The organism is Streptomyces griseus (assembly GCF_900460065.1).
Lineage (GTDB): Bacteria > Actinomycetota > Actinomycetes > Streptomycetales > Streptomycetaceae > Streptomyces > Streptomyces griseus.
Map to the genome: position 1 here is coordinate 320,954 of NZ_UAVD01000027.1, position 17,220 is coordinate 338,173.

Below are 17,220 nucleotides of genomic sequence, written 5' to 3' on the forward strand. Positions count from 1 at the left end.
CGGCCGGACATGGCGAGCGGCAGCGGACCCGTACGCGTACGGAGGGTCTACGACCCGCCGGAGGACGGCGACGGCACCCGGGTGCTCGTCGACCGGCTCTGGCCCCGGGGCGTCTCCAAGGAGCGCGCCGCGATCGACGTGTGGCTGAAGGACGTCACCCCCTCGGACGAACTGCGCTCCTGGTACCACCAGGACCGCTCCGGCGCGCGCCACGACGCCTTCGTCGAGCGCTACCGCGCCGAACTGGACGACCCGGCGCACACGGAGGCCGTCGAGCGGCTCCTCGGCCTGGTGCGCGAGGGCGGTCCCGTCACCCTGATCACCGCCGTCAAGGACGTGGCCGACAGCCATGTCCCCGTCCTGGTCGACCACCTGGGCCATGTGAGGAAACGTACATAGGGCCGGATACCGGTGTGCACCGCCGGGGAGGCGGCCCACGCCTCTGAGAGACTGGGCGCGATGAACGAGACAGCGTCCCTGAGAGCCCGTGCCGAGATCGACCTCGCCGCGCTGCGCGCCAACGTGCGCGTCCTGCGCGAGCGCGCGGCCGGGGCCCAGCTCATGGCCGTGGTGAAGTCCGACGGTTACGGGCACGGGGCCGTGCCCTGCGCACGGGCCGCCCGCGAGGCAGGGGCCACCTGGCTGGGCACCGCGACCCCGCAGGAGGCCCTCGCCCTGCGCGCGGCCGGACTCGACGGCCGGATCATGTGCTGGCTGTGGACGCCCGGAGGGCCCTGGCGCGAGGCGATCGAGGCCGACATCGATGTGTCGGTCGGCGGTATGTGGGCGCTGCGCGAGGTCGTCGCGGCCGCCGCGGCGGCGGGCCGGACGGCCAGGATCCAGCTCAAGGCCGACACCGGCCTCGGCCGCGGCGGCTGCCAGCCCGCCGACTGGCCCGAGCTGGTCGGCGAGGCGCTGGCCGCCGAGCGGGCGGGCCGGGTGGAGGTCACCGGCCTCTGGTCCCACTTCGCCTGCGCCGACGAGCCCGGCCACCCCTCGATCGCCGCCCAGCTCGCCGTCTACCGCGACCTGGTGGCGTACGCCGAGAAGGAGGGCGTGGAGCCCGAGGTGCGGCACCTGGCCAACTCACCGGCGACGCTCACGATCCCCGAGGCGCACTTCGACCTCGTGCGGACCGGCATCGCGATGTACGGCGTCTCGCCCGCCCCCGAACTCGGCACGTCCGCCGACCTCGGACTGCGGCCCGTGATGACGCTCGCCGCGTCCGTCGCCCTGGTCAAGGACGCCCCGGCCGGACACGGCATCAGCTACGGCCACCACTACACGACGACGGCCGAGACGACCCTCGGCCTGATCCCCGTCGGCTACGCGGACGGCGTCCCGCGCCACGCGTCGGGCACGGGCCCCGTCCTGGTCGGCGGGAAGGTGCGCCGCGTCGCCGGCCGGGTCGCCATGGACCAGTTCGTCGTCGACCTCGACGGCGACCGGCCGGAGGCGGGCGCGGAGGCGGTGCTGTTCGGCCCGGGCGACCGGGGCGAGCCGACCGCGCAGGACTGGGCGGAGGCCGCCGGCACCATCGCGTACGAGATCGTCACCCGCATCGGCACCCGGGTGCCGCGGGTGTACGTGGACGGCGCGGCCGGTCCGGGCGAGGCGGCCGGAGGCGGGCGGCGGTGAGCGGGAGCAGCGCGGAAGAGGTGGTCGCCGCGACCGCAGCCGGCGCGGCCGGCTGGCGCCGGGCCGGGATCGCCGGGGCCGCCATAGGGGTGCTCGCCGCCGGTGCCGCCGCCGGGGTCGCCGTCGAGCGGCTCACCGTCGGGCGCGGCATGCGCAAGAAGGCCCGCCTCGCGCTGGACGCCACCGGGCCCTACGGCTCGCTGCGCGGCACGCCGGGCCGGGCCGTCGCCGACGACGGCACCGAACTGCACTACGAGATCGACGAGGTGGAGGACGCGTCCCCGGGCGAGGAGGGAACCGGCTCCGCGGGCTCCCGCCGCCGCCGGCTTTTCGGGCGCAAGGCCCCCGCCCCGGTCACCGTCGTCTTCAGCCACGGCTACTGCCTCGGCCAGGACTCCTGGCACTTCCAGCGGGCCGCCCTGCGCGGCCTCGTCCGCGCCGTCTACTGGGACCAGCGCAGCCACGGCCGCTCCGGGCGGGGCCGGACCCAGGCGGACGGGGTGCCGGTCGGCATCGACCAGCTCGGCCGCGACCTCAGGGCGGTCATCGACGCGGCGGCCCCCGAGGGCCCGCTGGTGCTGGTCGGGCACTCCATGGGCGGCATGACGATGATGGCGCTGGCCGACCAGTACCCGGCCCTGATCCGCGACCGGGTCGCCGCCGTCGCCCTGGTCGGCACCTCCAGCGGCAAGCTCGGCGAGGTGAACTTCGGGCTGCCGGTGGCGGGCGTCAACGCGGTGCGCCGGGTGCTGCCCGGGGTGCTGAAGGCGCTCGGCTCGCAGACGGAGCTGGTGGAGAAGGGGCGGCGGGCCACCGCGGACCTCTTCGCCGGGCTGATCAAGCGGTACTCGTTCGGTTCGCGGGACGTCGACCCGGCGGTCGCCCGGTTCGCGGAACGGCTCATCGAGTCCACCCCGATCGACGTGGTCGCCGAGTTCTACCCGGCCTTCACCGAGCACGACAAGAGCGGTGCGCTGCCCGCGTTCCGGGACGTGCCCGTGCTGATCCTGGCCGGGGACAAGGACCTGGTCACCCCCAGCTCGCACAGCGAGGCCATCGCCGACGTCCTGCCCGACGCCGAGCTGGTGATCGTGCCGGACGCCGGGCACCTGGTGATGCTGGAACACCCGGAGACGGTCACCGACCGGCTGGCCGACCTGCTCGTACGCAGCGGCACGGTGCCGGGCGCTAACGTTGGCGGACATGGAAGCACCGCACGGCGGCCCGGCCGCTGAGACCGTTCCGGAGACCGCGGGGACGACCGCCCCCGAGCCCGCCGGGGCCGTACCCGAGGCCGTGGAGGTGACGCTCGCCGTCACCTCCCCCGAACAGATGCAGGACCTGGGCCGCCGGCTCGCCCGGGTGCTGGCCCCCGGCGACCTGGTCATGCTCACCGGCGAGCTGGGCGCCGGGAAGACGACCCTGACCCGGGGCCTGGGCGAGGGCCTCGGCGTGCGCGGCGCGGTCACCTCGCCGACCTTCGTCATCGCCCGCGTCCACCCCTCGCTGACCGGGGGCCCCGCCCTGGTCCACGTCGACGCGTACCGCCTGGGCGGCGGGCTCGACGAGATGGAGGACCTGGACCTGGACGTGTCGCTGCCGGAGTCCGTGGTGGTCGTGGAGTGGGGCGACGGCAAGGTCGAGGAGCTGGCGGACGACCGGCTGCGGGTCCTCATCGACCGGGCGAAGGGCGACACCGACGACGAGCGGCGCGAGGTGACCCTGGTCGGCATCGGGGCGCGCTGGGCGGGGCTGCGGGCGGATCTGGCGTGAGGTTCCGGGAGTAGCCTTCCCGACAGGGCGTCGGTAAATTGTTGCGTCCGGACCCGTGGTCGTGGTCACATGGGTGACGAGGTGTGGTTAGGCTTGCCTAACCAGGCCCTCCATCGGAGCATCAAGGAGGCATCCATGCCGACGCCCGAGCGCGCAGCGCAGCCGCGACCGACTCCGTCCGCCCTGTCGATGAGAGACCTGCTGGCCTCGTGCGCCGCGGCCACCGTGATCTCCACCCCGCCGAACGACGAGGCCGCTGAGCCGGAGGCGGCGGATCGGGGCGTGATCCCCCCGCCGGCCAGGCGCGACGCCGCCTAGGTCGTGCCGTCGGACGGCCGTCGCCGCCCGCGGGGCGGGCGGCGGTTCGACGACGGGGCCCGGGGAGTGTCCGCACCGTGTCGTCGGCCGCCCGTCGCGGGCCGGACGAGACGGTGCGGACGCGACCTGGCGGGGGCGCCTTTGCTACGGGACGACGACGACCTTCGCGCCGACCGTCGCGAAGGTCCACATGGCCTTGCCGTCCGCGCGCTTCATCCGGACGCCGCCGGTCTTCGACGTCGGGTCCGGGGTGGCCATCGAGCCGTCCTGCGCCGCGCTGAAGCCGATCGCCACCTCGTCCACGTTCGCGAAGCGCACCACGTGCTCGATCGGGACGCCGTCCGAGCCCTGGACCGTGCCCGAGCGCGAGGTGACCTTGTGGACCCCGGGCGGCGGGCTGACGGGGCTCGGCATCACGGTGAAGGTGCGGATCGCCTCGTTGTCCCCGCCGACCAGCCACACCCGGCGGTCCGCCAGCGCGTACACGACGCGCTCGCCCTTCCCGGACGCCGCCGGGACCGCCAGCGGGTCGGCCGTGGGCTTCGGCTTGGCGGAGGGCTGGGCCGAGGCCGAGGCGGTGGGCTTCTTGCCGGGCGTGGACGCCACCGAGGCGGGGGCGTTCGCCGAGGCCTGGTAGGCCAGGAAGGCGACCGCGGCGACCGCCGCCGCAGTGAGCCCGGCCACGATTCCCGAGCTTCCCCTAGCCACCGTGAACTCCCCTTTCGACTGCCGTTGCCGCATGTCGTACAAGCGTTTACGTCGTACCCGCGGATACCCGGTGACGGTAGCAGCAGGGAGGGGGCGGACCGGGACGCCGTACGGACGCGGTAACGCCGTCGGCGGAGCCGTAGGCTGTTTGCGTGCTCTTGCTCGCCATGGATACCGCCACCCCCGCCGTCACCGTCGCCCTGCACGACGGCACGTCCGTCATCGCCTCCTCGGGGCAGGTCGACGCCCGCAGGCACGGGGAACTGCTGCTCCCCGCCGTCGACCGGGTCCTCGCCGAGGCCGGGACGGAGCTCGACGCCGTGACGGGCCTGGTCGTGGGCGTCGGCCCCGGCCCCTACACCGGCCTGCGGGTCGGCCTGGTCACCGCCGCCACCTTCGGCTCCGCCCTCTCCGTACCGGTGCACGGCCTGTGCACCCTGGACGGCCTCGCGTACGCCGCCGGACTGGAGGGGCTGGAAGGGCCGTTCGCCGTGGCGACCGACGCGCGCCGCAAGGAGGTCTACTGGGCGCGGTACGAGGACGCCCGCACCCGTTCGGGCGAACCCGCCGTCGACCGGCCCGCCGACATCGCCGAAGCCCTCGCCGGGCTCCCCGTCGTCGGCGCGGGCGCGGTGCTCTACCCGGACGCCTTCCCGGACCCGCGCGGCCCCGAGCACGTCGCCGCCGGGGCGCTCGCCGCGCTCGCCGCCGAACGCCTCGCCGCCGGACAGGAGCTGCTGGAGCCGCAACCGCTCTATCTGCGCCGGCCCGACGCGCAGGTCCCGAAGAACTACAAGGTGGTCACCCCCACGTGAGCACCGCCACCGCCGCCGTACTGCGCGAGATGCGCTGGTGGGACATCGCACCGGTGCTGGAGCTGGAACACGAGCTGTTCCCGGACGACGCCTGGTCGCCCGGGATGTTCTGGTCCGAGCTGGCCCACGCCCGCGGCCCCGGCGCCACCCGCCACTACGTCGTCGCCGAGGACCCCGCCACCGGCCGGATCACCGGTTACGCCGGGCTCGCCGCCCTCGGCGACCTGGCCGACGTCCAGACGATCGCGGTCAGCCGCGAGGCGTGGGGCACCGGCCTCGGCTCGGAACTCCTCACCGACCTGCTGAAGGCCGCCACCGACTTCGAGTGCGCCACGGTCCTGCTGGAGGTCCGGGTCGACAACGCCCGGGCGCAGAGGCTGTACGAGCGCTTCGGCTTCGAACCGATCGGCTTCCGGCGCGGCTACTACCAGCCGGGGAACATCGACGCCCTGGTCATGCGCCTGACCATGCAAGAACAAGCAGTGCACGAGCACGCACCAGAGACCGGGACTGAATGATGGCTGCCGAAGAACCCCTCGTACTCGGCATCGAGACCTCCTGCGACGAGACCGGCGTGGGCATCGTGCGCGGCACGACCCTGCTCGCGGACGCCGTCGCCTCCAGCGTCGACACCCACGCCCGCTTCGGCGGCGTCGTCCCGGAGATCGCCTCCCGCGCCCACCTGGAGGCGATGGTCCCCACCATCGAGCGCGCCCTGAAGGAGGCCGGGATCAGCGCCCGCGACCTCGACGGGATCGCCGTCACCTCGGGCCCCGGCCTCGCCGGAGCCCTGCTCGTCGGCGTCTCGGCCGCCAAGGCGTACGCGTACGCGCTCGGCAAGCCGCTCTACGGGGTCAACCACCTCGCCTCGCACATCTGCGTCGACCAGCTGGAGCACGGCCCGCTGCCCGAGCCGACGATGGCCCTGCTGGTCAGCGGCGGCCACTCCTCGCTGCTCCTGGCCCCCGACATCACCGCCGACGTCCGGCCGCTCGGCGCGACGATCGACGACGCGGCGGGCGAGGCCTTCGACAAGATCGCCCGGGTGCTGAACCTCGGCTTCCCCGGCGGCCCCGTCATCGACCGGCTGGCACGCGAGGGCGACCCGAAGGCCATCGCCTTCCCGCGCGGTCTGACCGGCCCGCGCGACGCCCCGTACGACTTCTCCTTCTCCGGGCTCAAGACCTCCGTCGCCCGCTGGATCGAGGCGAAGCGCGCGGCGGGCGAGGAGGTGCCCGTACGGGACGTGGCGGCGTCCTTCCAGGAGGCCGTGGTGGACGTGCTCACCCGCAAGGCGGTCCGGGCCTGCAAGGACGAGGGCGTCGACCACCTGATGATCGGCGGCGGCGTCGCCGCCAACTCCCGGCTCCGCGCCCTGGCCCAGGAGCGGTGCGAGCGGGCCGGCATCCGGCTGCGGGTGCCGCGCCCGAAGCTCTGCACCGACAACGGTGCGATGGTCGCCGCGCTCGGCGCGGAGATGGTCGCCCGCAACCGGCTCCCCTCCGACCTGGAGCTGTCGGCGGACTCCTCGCTTCCGGTGACGGAGCCGCACGTGCCGGGGGCCGCGCACGCCCACTCGCACGACCACGATCACGTGCACGAGATCAGCAAGGACAACCTCTACTCATGAGCGCCGCGACCATCGTCCTGATGTGGGAGGCCCGGGCCGCCGAGGGCCGCGGCGGCGAACTCCTGGAGTGGGCGCGGGCGCGGTCCGCCGAGCTGTCCCGCGAACCGCACCGCCGCGAACTGCTGCGCGCCCCGCAGGACCGGGTGCTCGTGATGACGTGGTGGCAGGACGCCTCGTACGGCGACGACCTCCCCGAACTCCCCGAGCCCGACGCCGCCCTGATCACCCGCCCGGTGCACCGCTGGCGCTTCGAGGCGGTGGGCTGAACGCGCGGGGCCGGGCTGCCGCCCCGGACCCCGGCGGCCCGGTGAGGCCCTCGGGCGGCGGCCGGGAGGGATGCCCGGCGGCGGGGCGGCCCGGTCAGGCCTTCGCGCCCCGCGCCCCCCGGCCGAGCAGGCCGTCCACGATCGCGTCGAGCTCCTCGACCGTCTCGTAGTCCGCGGCGTACTCCCGCCAGCGGTCCTTGACCTCGGTGAGCCGGGGCAGCTCCGCCGCGTCCCTCTCCGTGACCATCTCCGGGAAGAACTCCCGGCGCGACGGGTTCTCCGCCCGGCGGGCCGCCGCCCTGCGGAAGACCAGGTCCCCGTAGACGTAACTCCAGATCGTCCGGTACGCCCGCACCGAGCGGGCCGGGGAGAGACCGCAGGCGAGCGCGCAGTCGATGATCTCCTCCACCATCCACAGCGCGTTGCGGTCGGTCAGCTCGCCCAGCGCCAGGATGTCCAGCACCCAGGGGATCCGGCCGATGATGTCGTGCATGTGCGCGGCCACCGCCACCAGCCGCTCGCGCGGGTCCACGGGCAGCTCCGGGCGGGGGAACGCCGCCGCCGTGCCGGACAGGGTGAGCATCAGCAGCTCGTCCTTGTCCTGCACGTAGTGGTAGAGCGCCATGGGCGTGCTGCCCAGCTCCTTCGCCACCCGCCGCATGGACAGGGCGGCCACGCCCTCCTCCTCGACGATGCGGCGCGCGGTGGCGACCATCACCTCCGGGTCCAGCCTGCGGGGCCGCCCCACGGGCCGTCCCGTGGGGCGCCCGGCCGCGCCCGGTTTGCCGCCCGTCACCGGATTCTTCGTCTTCTTCGTCTTTTCGGTCTTCTCGGTGCCTGACACCTGGGCATTCTCTCCTTCCGGGGCCCTGCTCCGGTCCGCCGCGGGACCGTCCCGGTGCTCCGGCGTCTAATTTCTTTATGTGTACGATAATTCCCGGTCGAGGGAAGCGCGAGGGGAAGGGGACGTCATGGGCGGCGCGGGGAAGAGCGGGACGGGAAGAGACCCCGAGGGCGGGGCCGCGGGGGCTCCGGGCGCGGGGACCGCCGAGGGCGCGGGGGAGCGGCACGCGCGGTGGCTGCTGGTGGTGGCGCTCACGGTGCAGTTCCTGGTGTCGCTGGACATGTCCGTGGTGAACGTCGCGCTGCCCGACATCCGCGAGGACCTCGGCTTCGGCGGGGACGGGCTGCTCTGGGTGGTGAACGCCTACGCCCTCGCCTTCGGCGGGCTCCTCATGCTCGGCGGCCGGCTCGCCGACCTGGCCGGCCCGCGGCGCGTCCTGACGGCGGGCCTGGTGATCTTCGGTCTGGCCAGCCTGGCCGGCGGGCTCGCCTGGTCGCCCGGGTCGCTGGTGGCGGCGCGGGCCGTCCAGGGCGTCGGCGCGGCGGCCCTCGCCCCGGTGGCGTTCGCCCTGATCACCCTCGCCTTCCCGGCCGGCCCGGCCCGGTCCCGGGCGCTCGGGCTGTGGGGCATGGCCGGCGCGGCGGGCGGCGCGGTCGGGGTGCTGGCGGGCGGCGTCCTCACCGACGCGACGGGCTGGCGGTCCGTGATGCTGGTCAACGTGCCGATCGTCGCCTTCGCCCTGGCCGCTGCCGCGCGCACCGGCCCGGTCGGCGGTGGGCGGCGGCCCGGGGCACGGCTGGACGTGGCCGGGGCGCTGCTGGTCACGGCCGGGACGACGCTGCTGGTCCTCGGCCTGGTGCGGACCTCGGACCACGGCTGGGGCTCGGCGGTCACGCTCGCCTCCCTCGGCGCCGCGGCGTTCCTGCTGGCCGCCTTCGTCGCCGTCGAGCTGCGGACGGAGTCCCCGCTGTTCCGGCCCGGCCTGCTGCGGGGGCGACCGGTGCTGACGGCGAACCTGTTCTGTCTGCTGCTGGCCTCGGCCCAGTTCGGCGCCTTCTACTTCGTCTCGCTCTACATGCAGTTGGTCCTCGGGTTCGGGGCGACCGCCGCCGGGTTCGCGTTCCTGCCGTTCTGCGTGGGCGTCGTCGCCGGCTCGATCCTCGCCACCCGCGCGGTCGCCGCGCTCGGCATCCGGCGGCTGATGACGGTGGGGGCGACGCTGGCCGCGCTCGGCATGGCCTGGTTCGCGTCGACCGCGACGGTCGACGGCGGCTTCCTCGTCTCCATCCTCGGCCCGTCGCTGGTCTGCTCCTTCGGCATAGGGCTCTGCTTCGTCCCGCTCGGCACGGCCGCGACGACCGACGTGGCCACCGGCGAGACCGGCATGGCCTCCGGGCTGCTCAACAGTTCGCGGCAGGTCGGCGGCTCGCTCGGCCTCGCGGTGCTGGTCACCGTCGCCGCCCAGGTCACCGGCGGCTCCACCGGCCGCGCCGAGCTGTCCTCGGGGTACGAGGCCGCCTTCTGGTCCGCCGCGGCGCTTCTGGCGTCGGCCGCGCTCGCGGCGTACGTCCTGCTGCCGGCGGAGCCGAAGGCCCCCGGCCGCCGGGCGGTGGCCGACGGGCCCGTCGCCGCGGAACACGAGGGCGACGCCTCCGCCGCCCGCTGAGCCTCCTCGCGGCGTCCGGGCGGCGTGTCCGATGAGTCCGGGCGGCCGGGCCGGTCTACCTTCCACGACGTCCGGACCTCTGGCCCGGACGTGCGGACGGTCCGACGAGGAGAAGACCATGCAGAAGATCACCCCCTGTCTCTGGTACGACGGTCAGGCCGAGGAGGCGGCCGAGCGCTACGTCGCGATCTTCGGCGGGGACTCCCGGATCCTGGACGTCACCCACTACGGCGAGTCCGCCCCGGGCGAGACGGGTTCCGTGCTCACCGTCGGGTTCCGGCTCGCGGGCCAGGACTACATCGGGCTCAACGGCGGCCCGCAGTTCCCGTTCACCGAGGCGATCTCGCTCTCCGTGGACTGCGCCGACCAGGCCGAGGTGGACCGGTTCTGGGACGCGCTCTCCGAGGGCGGCGAGGAGGGCCGGTGCGGCTGGCTCAAGGACCGGTACGGCGTCTCCTGGCAGATCGTGCCGAACGAACTGCCGCGCCTGCTGGCCGACCCGGACCCGGCGAAGGCGGACCGGGCGATGAAGGCGATGCTCGGCATGGGGAAGCTGGACATCCAGGCCCTGCGCGACGCCTGAGCCGCCGGGGCCGCCCGGGCCGGGGCCCGCTCCCGGATAGTGTCTGGTCCATGTCACGCCGCCCCCCGCTGCCCCCGCCCCCGCCTCCCGTGGAGGTCCGCGCCTGGCCGGACCGCGAGGCGATGCTCGCCGACCGGGCGCTGATCCTGCGGGCTCTGGTGGGGATGCACCTGGGGCCGGGGCGGCTCGGGGTGCTGGTGATGTGGGCCGGGCTCGCCGCGTTCGGCTGGCTGCTCGTGGGCTCCGGACTCGTCATGTTCGAGCAGGCGTCGGCGGACTTCTTCAGCGGGATCGCCGGAGTCCTGGCCCTGCTCCTCGGGGCCGCTGCGCTGATACCGGCGGTCGTCCTCGGCTCCCTCCACGTCGCCCGGGACCGGGAGATCCGCGCGCTGCTGCTGGCCTGGGGAGCGCTGGACCGGGATCCGGAGCGCGACCGGGAGCTGCGGCTGCCGGGGACGAGCCTGGTCTGGCTGCTGCTGTCGTTCGTCCTGGCGGCGGGCGGGCTGGCGCTCTGCGTGATCGGCCCGGCGAGCGCCCGGCCCGGCGACGACACGTACGGCACGGTCGCCCTGATCATGGGCCTCGGCATGATCGCCTGGCTCACCGGACTCATCGGCGGCGTCAAGGCGTCGGCGCACCGCCGCTGGGTGCTGGGCGTCCTGACGGGAACCGGCGGGCGGGTCAGCCCAGCGGACGGCCGATCAGCATCGTCGGAGCCCCCGCCACTCGGGTCAGGAACACCGTCGCCGAGTGAGGTCCGCTCAGCTTCATCCGACGGCGCAGCTCCTCCGGCTCCACCGCCGAGCCGCGCTTCTTGACGGTCAGCACGCCGATCTCCCGCTCCCGCAGCAGCGCCTTCAGCCTCTTCATGTTGAAGGGCAGCCGATCGGTGATCTCGTACCCGGCGACGTACGGGGAGGAGTACGGCTCGTCGCTCGTGACGTACGCGATCGTCTCGTCCACCAGCCGCCCGCCGCACCGCTCGACGATGTCGGCGACCAGGTGCGCCCGGATCACCGCACCGTCCGGCTCGTACAGATAGCGCCCGACCGGGCCCACGGGCGGGGCGGGCAGGGGGGCCGGGGCGGTCAGGGCCGCCCCGGACGGCAGCAGCGTGGCCCGGAACGCGCCGGGCGCGACGCCCTCCCCGTACCAGAGCACGGCCTCCTTCACGTCCCCGCCGTCCGAGATCCACTCGGCCTCCGCCTCCGGGCCGATGGCCTCGTGCGGGATGCCCGGGGCGATCTTCAGCGCCGCCCGCGGGGCCTTCAGCGCGGCGGCCACCGCCCAGGACAGCGGCGGTGAGTACGCCTCCGGATCGAAGACGCGGCCCCGTCCGCCCCGGCGGGCCGGGTCCACGAACACCGCGTCGTAGGGGGCGGTGTCGATCTCCGTGACATCGGCGCACCGCACCTCGATCAGCTCCTCCAGGCCGAGTGCCGCGGCGTTGGCGCGGGCCACCTCGGCGGTCAACGGGTCGCGGTCCACGGCCAGGACGGAGATCCCGGCGCGGGCCAGGGCGATCGCGTCGCCGCCGATGCCGCAGCAGAGGTCGGCCACGCTCCGCACGCCGAGCCCGGCGAACCGGGCGGCGCGGTGGGCGGCGACCGAGGTGCGGGTGGCCTGTTCGACCCCGTTGGGCGTGAAGAACATCCGGTAGGCGTCCTCGGCCCCGAACTTGGCCACCGCCCGCTGCCGCAGCCGGGCCTGGCCCAGGGCCGCCGACACCAGCTCCGCCGGGTGCGTGCGGCGCAGCCGGGTCGCGGCGGCCAGTTCCTCGGCGGGGTCGTGGTCGCGCAGTTCGGCCAGCAGGTGCTCGCCCTCGGGGGTGCGCAGCGCCGCGAAGGCGGCGCGGGCGGGGTCGTCGTCCGGGGCGGAGGGGATCGTCGCGTTCACCCGGTCCATTGTGGCCGCTGCGCAGGGCGCCGTTTCCCGCGCGGCCGGGGGCCGCTGTGGGCCGGCCGGGGGACGGCGGCGGTCCGCTCGCGGTGTCGGGACCGGATGCGGGCGGGCGGCTGGCAGGATGCGGCGCCATGCAGCTAGTACGACAAAAAGAAAAATCAGCCATGAAGTGGCACAGGTCGGGCACCGTCGTGCTGGCGGCCCTGCTGGCCGCCGCCGTCGCCTCCGGGTGCGCGGCGGAGACGGGCGGCGGTGGCGCGGGAGCCTCCGGCGGACCCGCGAAGCCCGCCGCCGGCCAGCCGGGCGAGGCCGCGCCGAAGGCCGGGCCCGCCCGCGCCCTGGACACGTACGCCGAGGCGCTCGGGAAGAAGCAGGCGGCGCGGGCCGTCGCCGCGCGGAAGTGGGGGCTGGCCAAGACGCCGCTCGCGGCCCCGGAGCCGCCGGAGGCGAAGCCGCGCATCACCACCCGCAAGGGCTTCGAGGTCCGGGACGACGCCGGGCTGCCGCCCGTCTTCACCACCGTCCCGACCAAGGAGAAGATCGTCTTCCTGACGATGGACGACGGGGCGGAGAAGGACCCCGAGCTGCTGCGGATGATGACCGAACTGGACATCCCGTACAGCGCGTTCCTCAGCGACTACGTCACCAACGACGACTACGGCTACTTCAAGAAGATGCAGCGGCGCGGGGTGACCATCAGCAACCACACCCTCAACCACCGCTATCTGCCCGGACTCTCCCACGCCGAGCAGAAGCGGGAGATCTGCGGCCAGCAGGAGAAGATCCTCAAGCACTACGGGAAGCGGCCCACCCTCTTCCGCCCGCCCTACGGCAACTACAACCGCGACACCCTCGTCGTCGCCAAGTCCTGCGGGATCACCGCCGTGCCCCTGTGGTCCTCCGAAGCCTTCCCCGACCGCATGGAATGGCGCGAGTGGGACCGGGACCTGCACCCCGGAGACATCGTCCTCACCCACTTCCGGGGCGAGGAGGACTGGAAGGGCTCGATGCCCGACATGATCCGCCGGGTCATGAAGACCATCACCGACAAGGGGTACGCGGTGGCGAAGCTGGAGGACTACGTCTGACCCGCTCGCCCCCCGCACCCGGCCGCGAACGCGCGCTCAGCCCCCGCTGCGCGCGCATTCGCCGCTGTCGCCCCCGCTGCGGCAGGGCGGGGAGTCCCCCGCGGGGGACGGGGTGGCGGAGGGGGCGGGGGCGCGATCCGTCCACGGGTCCGGGCGCTCCTGCACCGCCGCGGCGAGCGCGGCGGCGCACAGGGCCACCGCCACGAGCACCTGCGCCCCGCCCGCCCAGCGCCACCGATTGCGCAGCAGGGCCACGGCGAGACCGGCGGGGATCACGGCCAGGGCGGCGAGGACGAGGGTCGGGCCCCAGGAGTCGACGAAACCGCGGGAGGGCCCGTGCGGCGGCGACAGGGTCGTCACCGCGACCACGAGGAGCGGCAGGGCGCCGAGCGTCAACTCGGCCAGCACCAGCACCAGGCCCAGCAGAGGGTCCGCGCAGCCCCCCGGAGCCGACGGCCGCGATGCGGTCCTCTCGTCCGGTCGTCCGGGCGGGCGGCTCTCGGGGCGCGTCATCTCCGTACCGTCCTACGGAACACGGGGCTCCACCCCGGCGTTGTCCGGACGGTGATCCGATGGAGCCCCGATCGAGACGGCGCGAGGGTGGTGAATTGGCACTCCGCTTGACCGAGTGCTAATCGCGGTCATAGTCTCGGGTCTGGCACTCCCCCCTGGAGAGTGCCAGCACCACCTTGCGCGACAGGGCAGGTCCGGCACCCGCGACGACGGATCGGTCTGGTCGCCGCCCACAGACTGTTAAACCCCGTGAGATCTCCGAAGGGGGAGACCGGATCGTGTCGACCACCAGCTCCAAGGTTGCGATCAAGCCGCTCGAGGACCGCATTGTGGTCCAGCCGCTCGACGCCGAGCAGACCACGGCTTCCGGCCTGGTCATTCCGGACACCGCGAAGGAGAAGCCCCAGGAGGGCGTCGTCCTCGCCGTGGGCCCGGGCCGCTTCGAGAACGGCGAGCGGCTTCCGCTCGACGTCAAGACCGGCGATGTCGTCCTGTACAGCAAGTACGGCGGCACCGAGGTGAAGTACAACGGCGAGGAGTACCTCGTCCTCTCGGCCCGCGACGTCCTCGCGATCGTCGAGAAGTAATTCACCCACGTTTGCCTGTGTTCTGCGCCCCTGGCCCCCTGCGTAACAACTAGCCGGGCGGCGAGGGGCGCAGTTCATTTTGAGAGGGATACAGCCCATGGCGAAGATTCTGAAGTTCGACGAGGACGCCCGTCGCGCCCTTGAGCGCGGCGTCAACAAGCTTGCCGACACGGTCAAGGTGACGATCGGCCCCAAGGGCCGCAACGTCGTCATCGACAAGAAGTTCGGCGCTCCCACCATCACCAACGACGGTGTCACCATCGCGCGCGAGGTCGAGCTCGACGACCCGTACGAGAACCTCGGTGCCCAGCTCGTCAAGGAGGTGGCGACCAAGACCAACGACGTAGCGGGCGACGGCACCACCACCGCGACCGTCCTGGCCCAGGCGCTCGTCCGCGAGGGCCTGCGCAACGTCGCCGCCGGCGCCTCCCCGGCCGCCCTGAAGAAGGGCATCGACGCCGCGGTCAAGGCCGTGTCCGAGGAGCTCCTCGCGACCGCCCGCCCGATCGACGACAAGGCCGATATCGCCGCCGTCGCCGCTCTCTCCGCCCAGGACCCGCAGGTCGGCGAGCTCATCGCGGACGCGATGGACAAGGTCGGCAAGGACGGTGTCATCACCGTCGAGGAGTCCAACACCTTCGGTCTGGACCTGGAGTTCACCGAGGGCATGGCCTTCGACAAGGGCTACCTCTCCCCGTACATGGTGACCGACCAGGAGCGTATGGAGGCCGTCCTCGACGACCCGTACATCCTGATCCACCAGGGCAAGATCGGCTCCATCCAGGAGCTGCTCCCGCTCCTGGAGAAGGTCATCCAGGCCGGCGCCTCCAAGCCGCTCCTGATCATCGCCGAGGACGTCGAGGGCGAGGCGCTCTCCACCCTCGTCGTCAACAAGATCCGTGGCACCTTCAACGCCGTCGCGGTGAAGGCCCCGGGCTTCGGCGACCGCCGCAAGGCCATGCTCGGTGACATCGCCACCCTCACCGGTGCGACCGTCATCGCCGAGGAGGTCGGCCTCAAGCTCGACGGCGCCGGTCTCGACGTGCTGGGCACCGCCCGCCGCGTCACCGTCTCCAAGGACGACACGACCATCGTCGACGGCGGGGGCAACTCCGAGGACGTCAAGGGCCGCGTCAACCAGATCAAGGCCGAGATCGAGTCCACGGACTCCGACTGGGACCGCGAGAAGCTCCAGGAGCGCCTCGCGAAGCTGGCCGGCGGCGTGTGCGTGATCCGGGTCGGCGCCGCCACCGAGGTGGAGCTCAAGGAGAAGAAGCACCGTCTCGAGGACGCCATCTCGGCGACCCGCGCCGCGGTCGAGGAAGGCATCGTCTCCGGCGGTGGCTCCGCCATCGTCCACGCCGTGAAGGTCCTGGACGGCAACCTCGGCAAGACCGGCGACGAGGCCACCGGTGTCTCGGTCGTCCGCCGCGCCGCCGTCGAGCCGCTGCGCTGGATCGCCGAGAACGCCGGCCTGGAGGGCTACGTCATCACCTCCAAGGTCTCCGAGCTCGACAAGGGCCAGGGCTTCAACGCCGCCACCGGCGAGTACGGCGACCTGGTCAAGGCCGGCGTCATCGACCCGGTCAAGGTCACCCGCTCCGCCCTGGAGAACGCCGCGTCCATCGCGTCGCTGCTGCTCACGACCGAGACCCTGGTCGTCGAGAAGCCGGCCGAGGAAGAGGCCGACGCCGGTCACGGCGGCCACGGCCACTCCCACTAGTACGGCCCACGCCGTCCGGTCCACCACGCGGTGAACCGGACGGCACGCCCGAGGCCCGGCACCCCCGTCGCGGGGGCGCCGGGCCTCGGTGCGTCGCGACCTGGACCTAGGCCATGCGCGCCAGGTCCTCCGGCGTCACCGGGTCCGCGAACGGCAGCCCGCTCGCGTACCGCGCCACCTCGTCCAGCGCGAAGTCCGCCATACGGTGGATCTCGTCGCCCAGCGACCCCGCCACATGCGGCGTCAGCAGCACGTTCGGCAGGTCGTACAGCGGCGAGTCGGCGGGCGGCACCTCCGGCTCCGTCACGTCCAGCACCGCGTTCAGCCGCCCCGACACCAGCTCGGGCAGCAGCGCCCCGCCGTCGATCAGCGACCCCCGCGAGGTGTTGATCAGCGTCGCCCCGTCCTCCATGGCGGCCAGTTGGGCGGCCCCGATCATGTGCCGGGTGGCGGGCAGCTGGGGCGCGTGGACGGAGACGATCCGGCTCCGCGAGCACAGCTCGTCCAGGCCCGCCTTCTCCGCGCCCAGCCGCGCCGCCGTCCCCGCGTCCACGTACGGGTCGTAGAGGAGCACGTCCAGATCGAACGGGCGCAGCAGCTCGATCACCCGGCGGCCGATCCGCGAGGCTCCCACGATGCCCACGCACCGCCGGTAGTTGCCGTGCCCCGCCAGCTCGGCGCGCCAGTCGTGCGGGGCGCGCAGCTCGCGGTAGCGGCGGGCGGCGGGCAGCACGTTCTTGCCCGCGAGGAGGATCGCGGCCAGCGTGTACTCCGCGACCGGCAGCGCGTTCGCCCCGGCCGCCGAGGTGACCCGCAGCCCCCGCTCCCAGCAGGCCCGCGTGATGTGGTGCTTGACGCTCCCGGCCGCGTGCACGACGGCGCGCAGCCGGGGGGCGGCGGCGAGGACGTCGGCGGTGAGCGGGGGCGCTCCCCAGCAGGTGATGAGCAGCTCCGCCCCGGCCAGCGCCCGGGCGACGTCGGGGTCCGGGTCGGTCAGCCGGTGGGCGACCAGGCCGGGGTCGGTCTCCACGAGCGCGGTGAGCCGCGCCCGCTGCCGGGCGCCGAACAGCTGCTCCGCGATACCGGGGCCCATGGCCAGGAGAGCGGTGGGGGCGGTCATGCGACGCTCCTCGATGTCATGTGACACTCCCTGCGGTGATCACGGT

Annotated in this window: 19 protein-coding genes; 14 read left to right on the forward strand and 5 right to left on the reverse strand. The window is 73.9% G+C overall.

What is annotated here, in order from left to right; genetic code table 11:
- Window positions 1–9: 9 nt before the first annotated feature.
- The 5 genes from DTB53_RS17345 to DTB53_RS17365 all read left to right on the forward strand — a co-directional run bounded on the left by DTB53_RS17345 (window position 10) and on the right by DTB53_RS17365 (window position 3,729).
- Window positions 10–399, forward strand: coding sequence for a DUF488 domain-containing protein (locus tag DTB53_RS17345; protein WP_003966917.1), 390 nt, complete (start codon window positions 10–12; stop codon window positions 397–399).
- 60 nt (window positions 400–459) lie between these two features.
- Window positions 460–1,638, forward strand: a complete 1,179-nt coding sequence (gene alr / locus DTB53_RS17350) for an alanine racemase (RefSeq protein WP_012379447.1) — start codon at window positions 460–462, stop codon at window positions 1,636–1,638.
- Entirely contained in the window at window positions 1,635–2,873 is a 1,239-nt protein-coding gene (locus DTB53_RS17355) for an alpha/beta fold hydrolase (protein WP_003966915.1), read from the forward strand. Before alr ends, DTB53_RS17355 begins: the two co-directional genes overlap by 4 nt.
- The gene (gene tsaE, locus DTB53_RS17360; RefSeq protein WP_003966914.1) at window positions 2,842–3,411 is read left to right on the forward strand and encodes a tRNA (adenosine(37)-N6)-threonylcarbamoyltransferase complex ATPase subunit type 1 TsaE; all 570 of its coding nucleotides are present in this window, start codon (window positions 2,842–2,844) and stop codon (window positions 3,409–3,411) included. The genes DTB53_RS17355 and tsaE overlap by 32 nt, the downstream gene beginning before the upstream one ends.
- Window positions 3,412–3,546: 135 nt before the next feature.
- On the forward strand, window positions 3,547–3,729 hold the full coding sequence (locus DTB53_RS17365) for a hypothetical protein (RefSeq protein WP_012379445.1): 183 nt from the start codon (window positions 3,547–3,549) through the stop codon (window positions 3,727–3,729).
- A gap of 144 nt (window positions 3,730–3,873) precedes the next feature.
- On the opposite strand, the gene DTB53_RS17370 is transcribed toward DTB53_RS17365, so the two are convergent.
- Window positions 3,874–4,470 carry a L,D-transpeptidase gene (locus tag DTB53_RS17370; protein WP_003966912.1) on the reverse strand — a complete coding sequence of 199 codons (597 nt, stop codon included), beginning with the start codon at window positions 4,468–4,470 and terminating at the stop codon, window positions 3,874–3,876.
- Window positions 4,471–4,604: 134 nt separating this feature from the next.
- Between DTB53_RS17370 and tsaB the strand changes: the two genes are divergently transcribed.
- Genes tsaB through DTB53_RS17390 form a run of 4 tightly spaced genes read left to right on the forward strand, consistent with a single transcriptional unit; the run spans window position 4,605 to window position 7,148 of the window.
- Entirely contained in the window at window positions 4,605–5,252 is a 648-nt protein-coding gene (tsaB, locus tag DTB53_RS17375) for a tRNA (adenosine(37)-N6)-threonylcarbamoyltransferase complex dimerization subunit type 1 TsaB (protein WP_003966910.1), read from the forward strand.
- 29 nt (window positions 5,253–5,281) lie between these two features.
- Window positions 5,282–5,770 (forward strand): ribosomal protein S18-alanine N-acetyltransferase, encoded by a 489-nt coding sequence (gene rimI, locus DTB53_RS17380; protein ID WP_012379442.1) that lies wholly within the window; start codon window positions 5,282–5,284, stop codon window positions 5,768–5,770.
- Window positions 5,770–6,882, forward strand: coding sequence for a tRNA (adenosine(37)-N6)-threonylcarbamoyltransferase complex transferase subunit TsaD (gene tsaD, locus DTB53_RS17385; protein WP_042496365.1), 1,113 nt, complete (start codon window positions 5,770–5,772; stop codon window positions 6,880–6,882). The genes rimI and tsaD overlap by 1 nt, the downstream gene beginning before the upstream one ends.
- A complete protein-coding gene (locus DTB53_RS17390) occupies window positions 6,879–7,148 on the forward strand; it encodes a hypothetical protein (RefSeq protein WP_003966906.1) in 270 nt (89 codons plus the stop codon). The genes tsaD and DTB53_RS17390 overlap by 4 nt, the downstream gene beginning before the upstream one ends.
- A gap of 94 nt (window positions 7,149–7,242) precedes the next feature.
- Here DTB53_RS17390 and DTB53_RS17395 read toward each other — a convergent pair whose 3' ends face one another.
- Window positions 7,243–7,992 (reverse strand): TetR/AcrR family transcriptional regulator, encoded by a 750-nt coding sequence (locus DTB53_RS17395; RefSeq protein WP_003966905.1) that lies wholly within the window; start codon window positions 7,990–7,992, stop codon window positions 7,243–7,245.
- A gap of 127 nt (window positions 7,993–8,119) precedes the next feature.
- On the opposite strand from DTB53_RS17395, the gene DTB53_RS17400 reads away from it, so the two are divergent.
- Window positions 8,120–9,658 carry an MFS transporter gene (locus DTB53_RS17400; protein ID WP_012379440.1) on the forward strand — a complete coding sequence of 513 codons (1,539 nt, stop codon included), beginning with the start codon at window positions 8,120–8,122 and terminating at the stop codon, window positions 9,656–9,658.
- A gap of 118 nt (window positions 9,659–9,776) precedes the next feature.
- A complete protein-coding gene (locus tag DTB53_RS17405; RefSeq protein ID WP_003966903.1) occupies window positions 9,777–10,241 on the forward strand; it encodes a VOC family protein in 465 nt (154 codons plus the stop codon).
- Between the two features lie 681 nt (window positions 10,242–10,922).
- On the opposite strand, the gene DTB53_RS17415 is transcribed toward DTB53_RS17405, so the two are convergent.
- Window positions 10,923–12,146: a THUMP-like domain-containing protein gene (locus DTB53_RS17415; RefSeq protein ID WP_012379438.1), complete on the reverse strand. Its 1,224-nt coding sequence runs from the start codon at window positions 12,144–12,146 to the stop codon at window positions 10,923–10,925.
- A gap of 161 nt (window positions 12,147–12,307) precedes the next feature.
- On the opposite strand from DTB53_RS17415, the gene DTB53_RS17420 reads away from it, so the two are divergent.
- Window positions 12,308–13,231: a polysaccharide deacetylase family protein gene (locus DTB53_RS17420; RefSeq protein WP_012379437.1), complete on the forward strand. Its 924-nt coding sequence runs from the start codon at window positions 12,308–12,310 to the stop codon at window positions 13,229–13,231.
- A 36-nt stretch (window positions 13,232–13,267) separates the two neighbouring features.
- Here the strand turns inward: DTB53_RS17420 and DTB53_RS17425 are convergent, their stop codons facing one another.
- Window positions 13,268–13,744, reverse strand: coding sequence for a DUF6234 family protein (locus DTB53_RS17425; protein WP_012379436.1), 477 nt, complete (start codon window positions 13,742–13,744; stop codon window positions 13,268–13,270).
- A gap of 278 nt (window positions 13,745–14,022) precedes the next feature.
- Here DTB53_RS17425 and groES point away from each other — a divergent pair, with 278 nt between their 5' ends.
- Entirely contained in the window at window positions 14,023–14,331 is a 309-nt protein-coding gene (gene groES / locus DTB53_RS17430) for a co-chaperone GroES (RefSeq protein WP_003966899.1), read from the forward strand.
- Between the two features lie 97 nt (window positions 14,332–14,428).
- Window positions 14,429–16,054: a chaperonin GroEL gene (gene groL, locus DTB53_RS17435; protein WP_012379435.1), complete on the forward strand. Its 1,626-nt coding sequence runs from the start codon at window positions 14,429–14,431 to the stop codon at window positions 16,052–16,054.
- Between the two features lie 106 nt (window positions 16,055–16,160).
- On the opposite strand, the gene DTB53_RS17440 is transcribed toward groL, so the two are convergent.
- Window positions 16,161–17,174, reverse strand: coding sequence for a hydroxyacid dehydrogenase (locus tag DTB53_RS17440; protein WP_003966897.1), 1,014 nt, complete (start codon window positions 17,172–17,174; stop codon window positions 16,161–16,163).
- Window positions 17,175–17,220 lie beyond the last annotated feature (46 nt).

Coding starts and splice junctions, on each gene's coding strand:
- DTB53_RS17345 (WP_003966917.1), top strand. CDS start 10: ATGGCGAGCGGCAGCGGACCCGTACGCGTACGGAGGGTCTACGACCCG.
- alr (WP_012379447.1), top strand. CDS start 460: ATGAACGAGACAGCGTCCCTGAGAGCCCGTGCCGAGATCGACCTCGCC.
- tsaE (WP_003966914.1), top strand. CDS start 2,842: ATGGAAGCACCGCACGGCGGCCCGGCCGCTGAGACCGTTCCGGAGACC.
- DTB53_RS17365 (WP_012379445.1), top strand. CDS start 3,547: ATGCCGACGCCCGAGCGCGCAGCGCAGCCGCGACCGACTCCGTCCGCC.
- DTB53_RS17370 (WP_003966912.1), bottom strand. CDS start 4,470: ATGCGGCAACGGCAGTCGAAAGGGGAGTTCACGGTGGCTAGGGGAAGC.
- tsaB (WP_003966910.1), top strand. CDS start 4,605: ATGGATACCGCCACCCCCGCCGTCACCGTCGCCCTGCACGACGGCACG.
- rimI (WP_012379442.1), top strand. CDS start 5,282: ATGCGCTGGTGGGACATCGCACCGGTGCTGGAGCTGGAACACGAGCTG.
- tsaD (WP_042496365.1), top strand. CDS start 5,770: ATGGCTGCCGAAGAACCCCTCGTACTCGGCATCGAGACCTCCTGCGAC.
- DTB53_RS17390 (WP_003966906.1), top strand. CDS start 6,879: ATGAGCGCCGCGACCATCGTCCTGATGTGGGAGGCCCGGGCCGCCGAG.
- DTB53_RS17400 (WP_012379440.1), top strand. CDS start 8,120: ATGGGCGGCGCGGGGAAGAGCGGGACGGGAAGAGACCCCGAGGGCGGG.
- DTB53_RS17405 (WP_003966903.1), top strand. CDS start 9,777: ATGCAGAAGATCACCCCCTGTCTCTGGTACGACGGTCAGGCCGAGGAG.
- DTB53_RS17415 (WP_012379438.1), bottom strand. CDS start 12,146: ATGGACCGGGTGAACGCGACGATCCCCTCCGCCCCGGACGACGACCCC.
- DTB53_RS17420 (WP_012379437.1), top strand. CDS start 12,308: ATGAAGTGGCACAGGTCGGGCACCGTCGTGCTGGCGGCCCTGCTGGCC.
- DTB53_RS17425 (WP_012379436.1), bottom strand. CDS start 13,744: ATGACGCGCCCCGAGAGCCGCCCGCCCGGACGACCGGACGAGAGGACC.
- groL (WP_012379435.1), top strand. CDS start 14,429: ATGGCGAAGATTCTGAAGTTCGACGAGGACGCCCGTCGCGCCCTTGAG.
- DTB53_RS17440 (WP_003966897.1), bottom strand. CDS start 17,174: ATGACCGCCCCCACCGCTCTCCTGGCCATGGGCCCCGGTATCGCGGAG.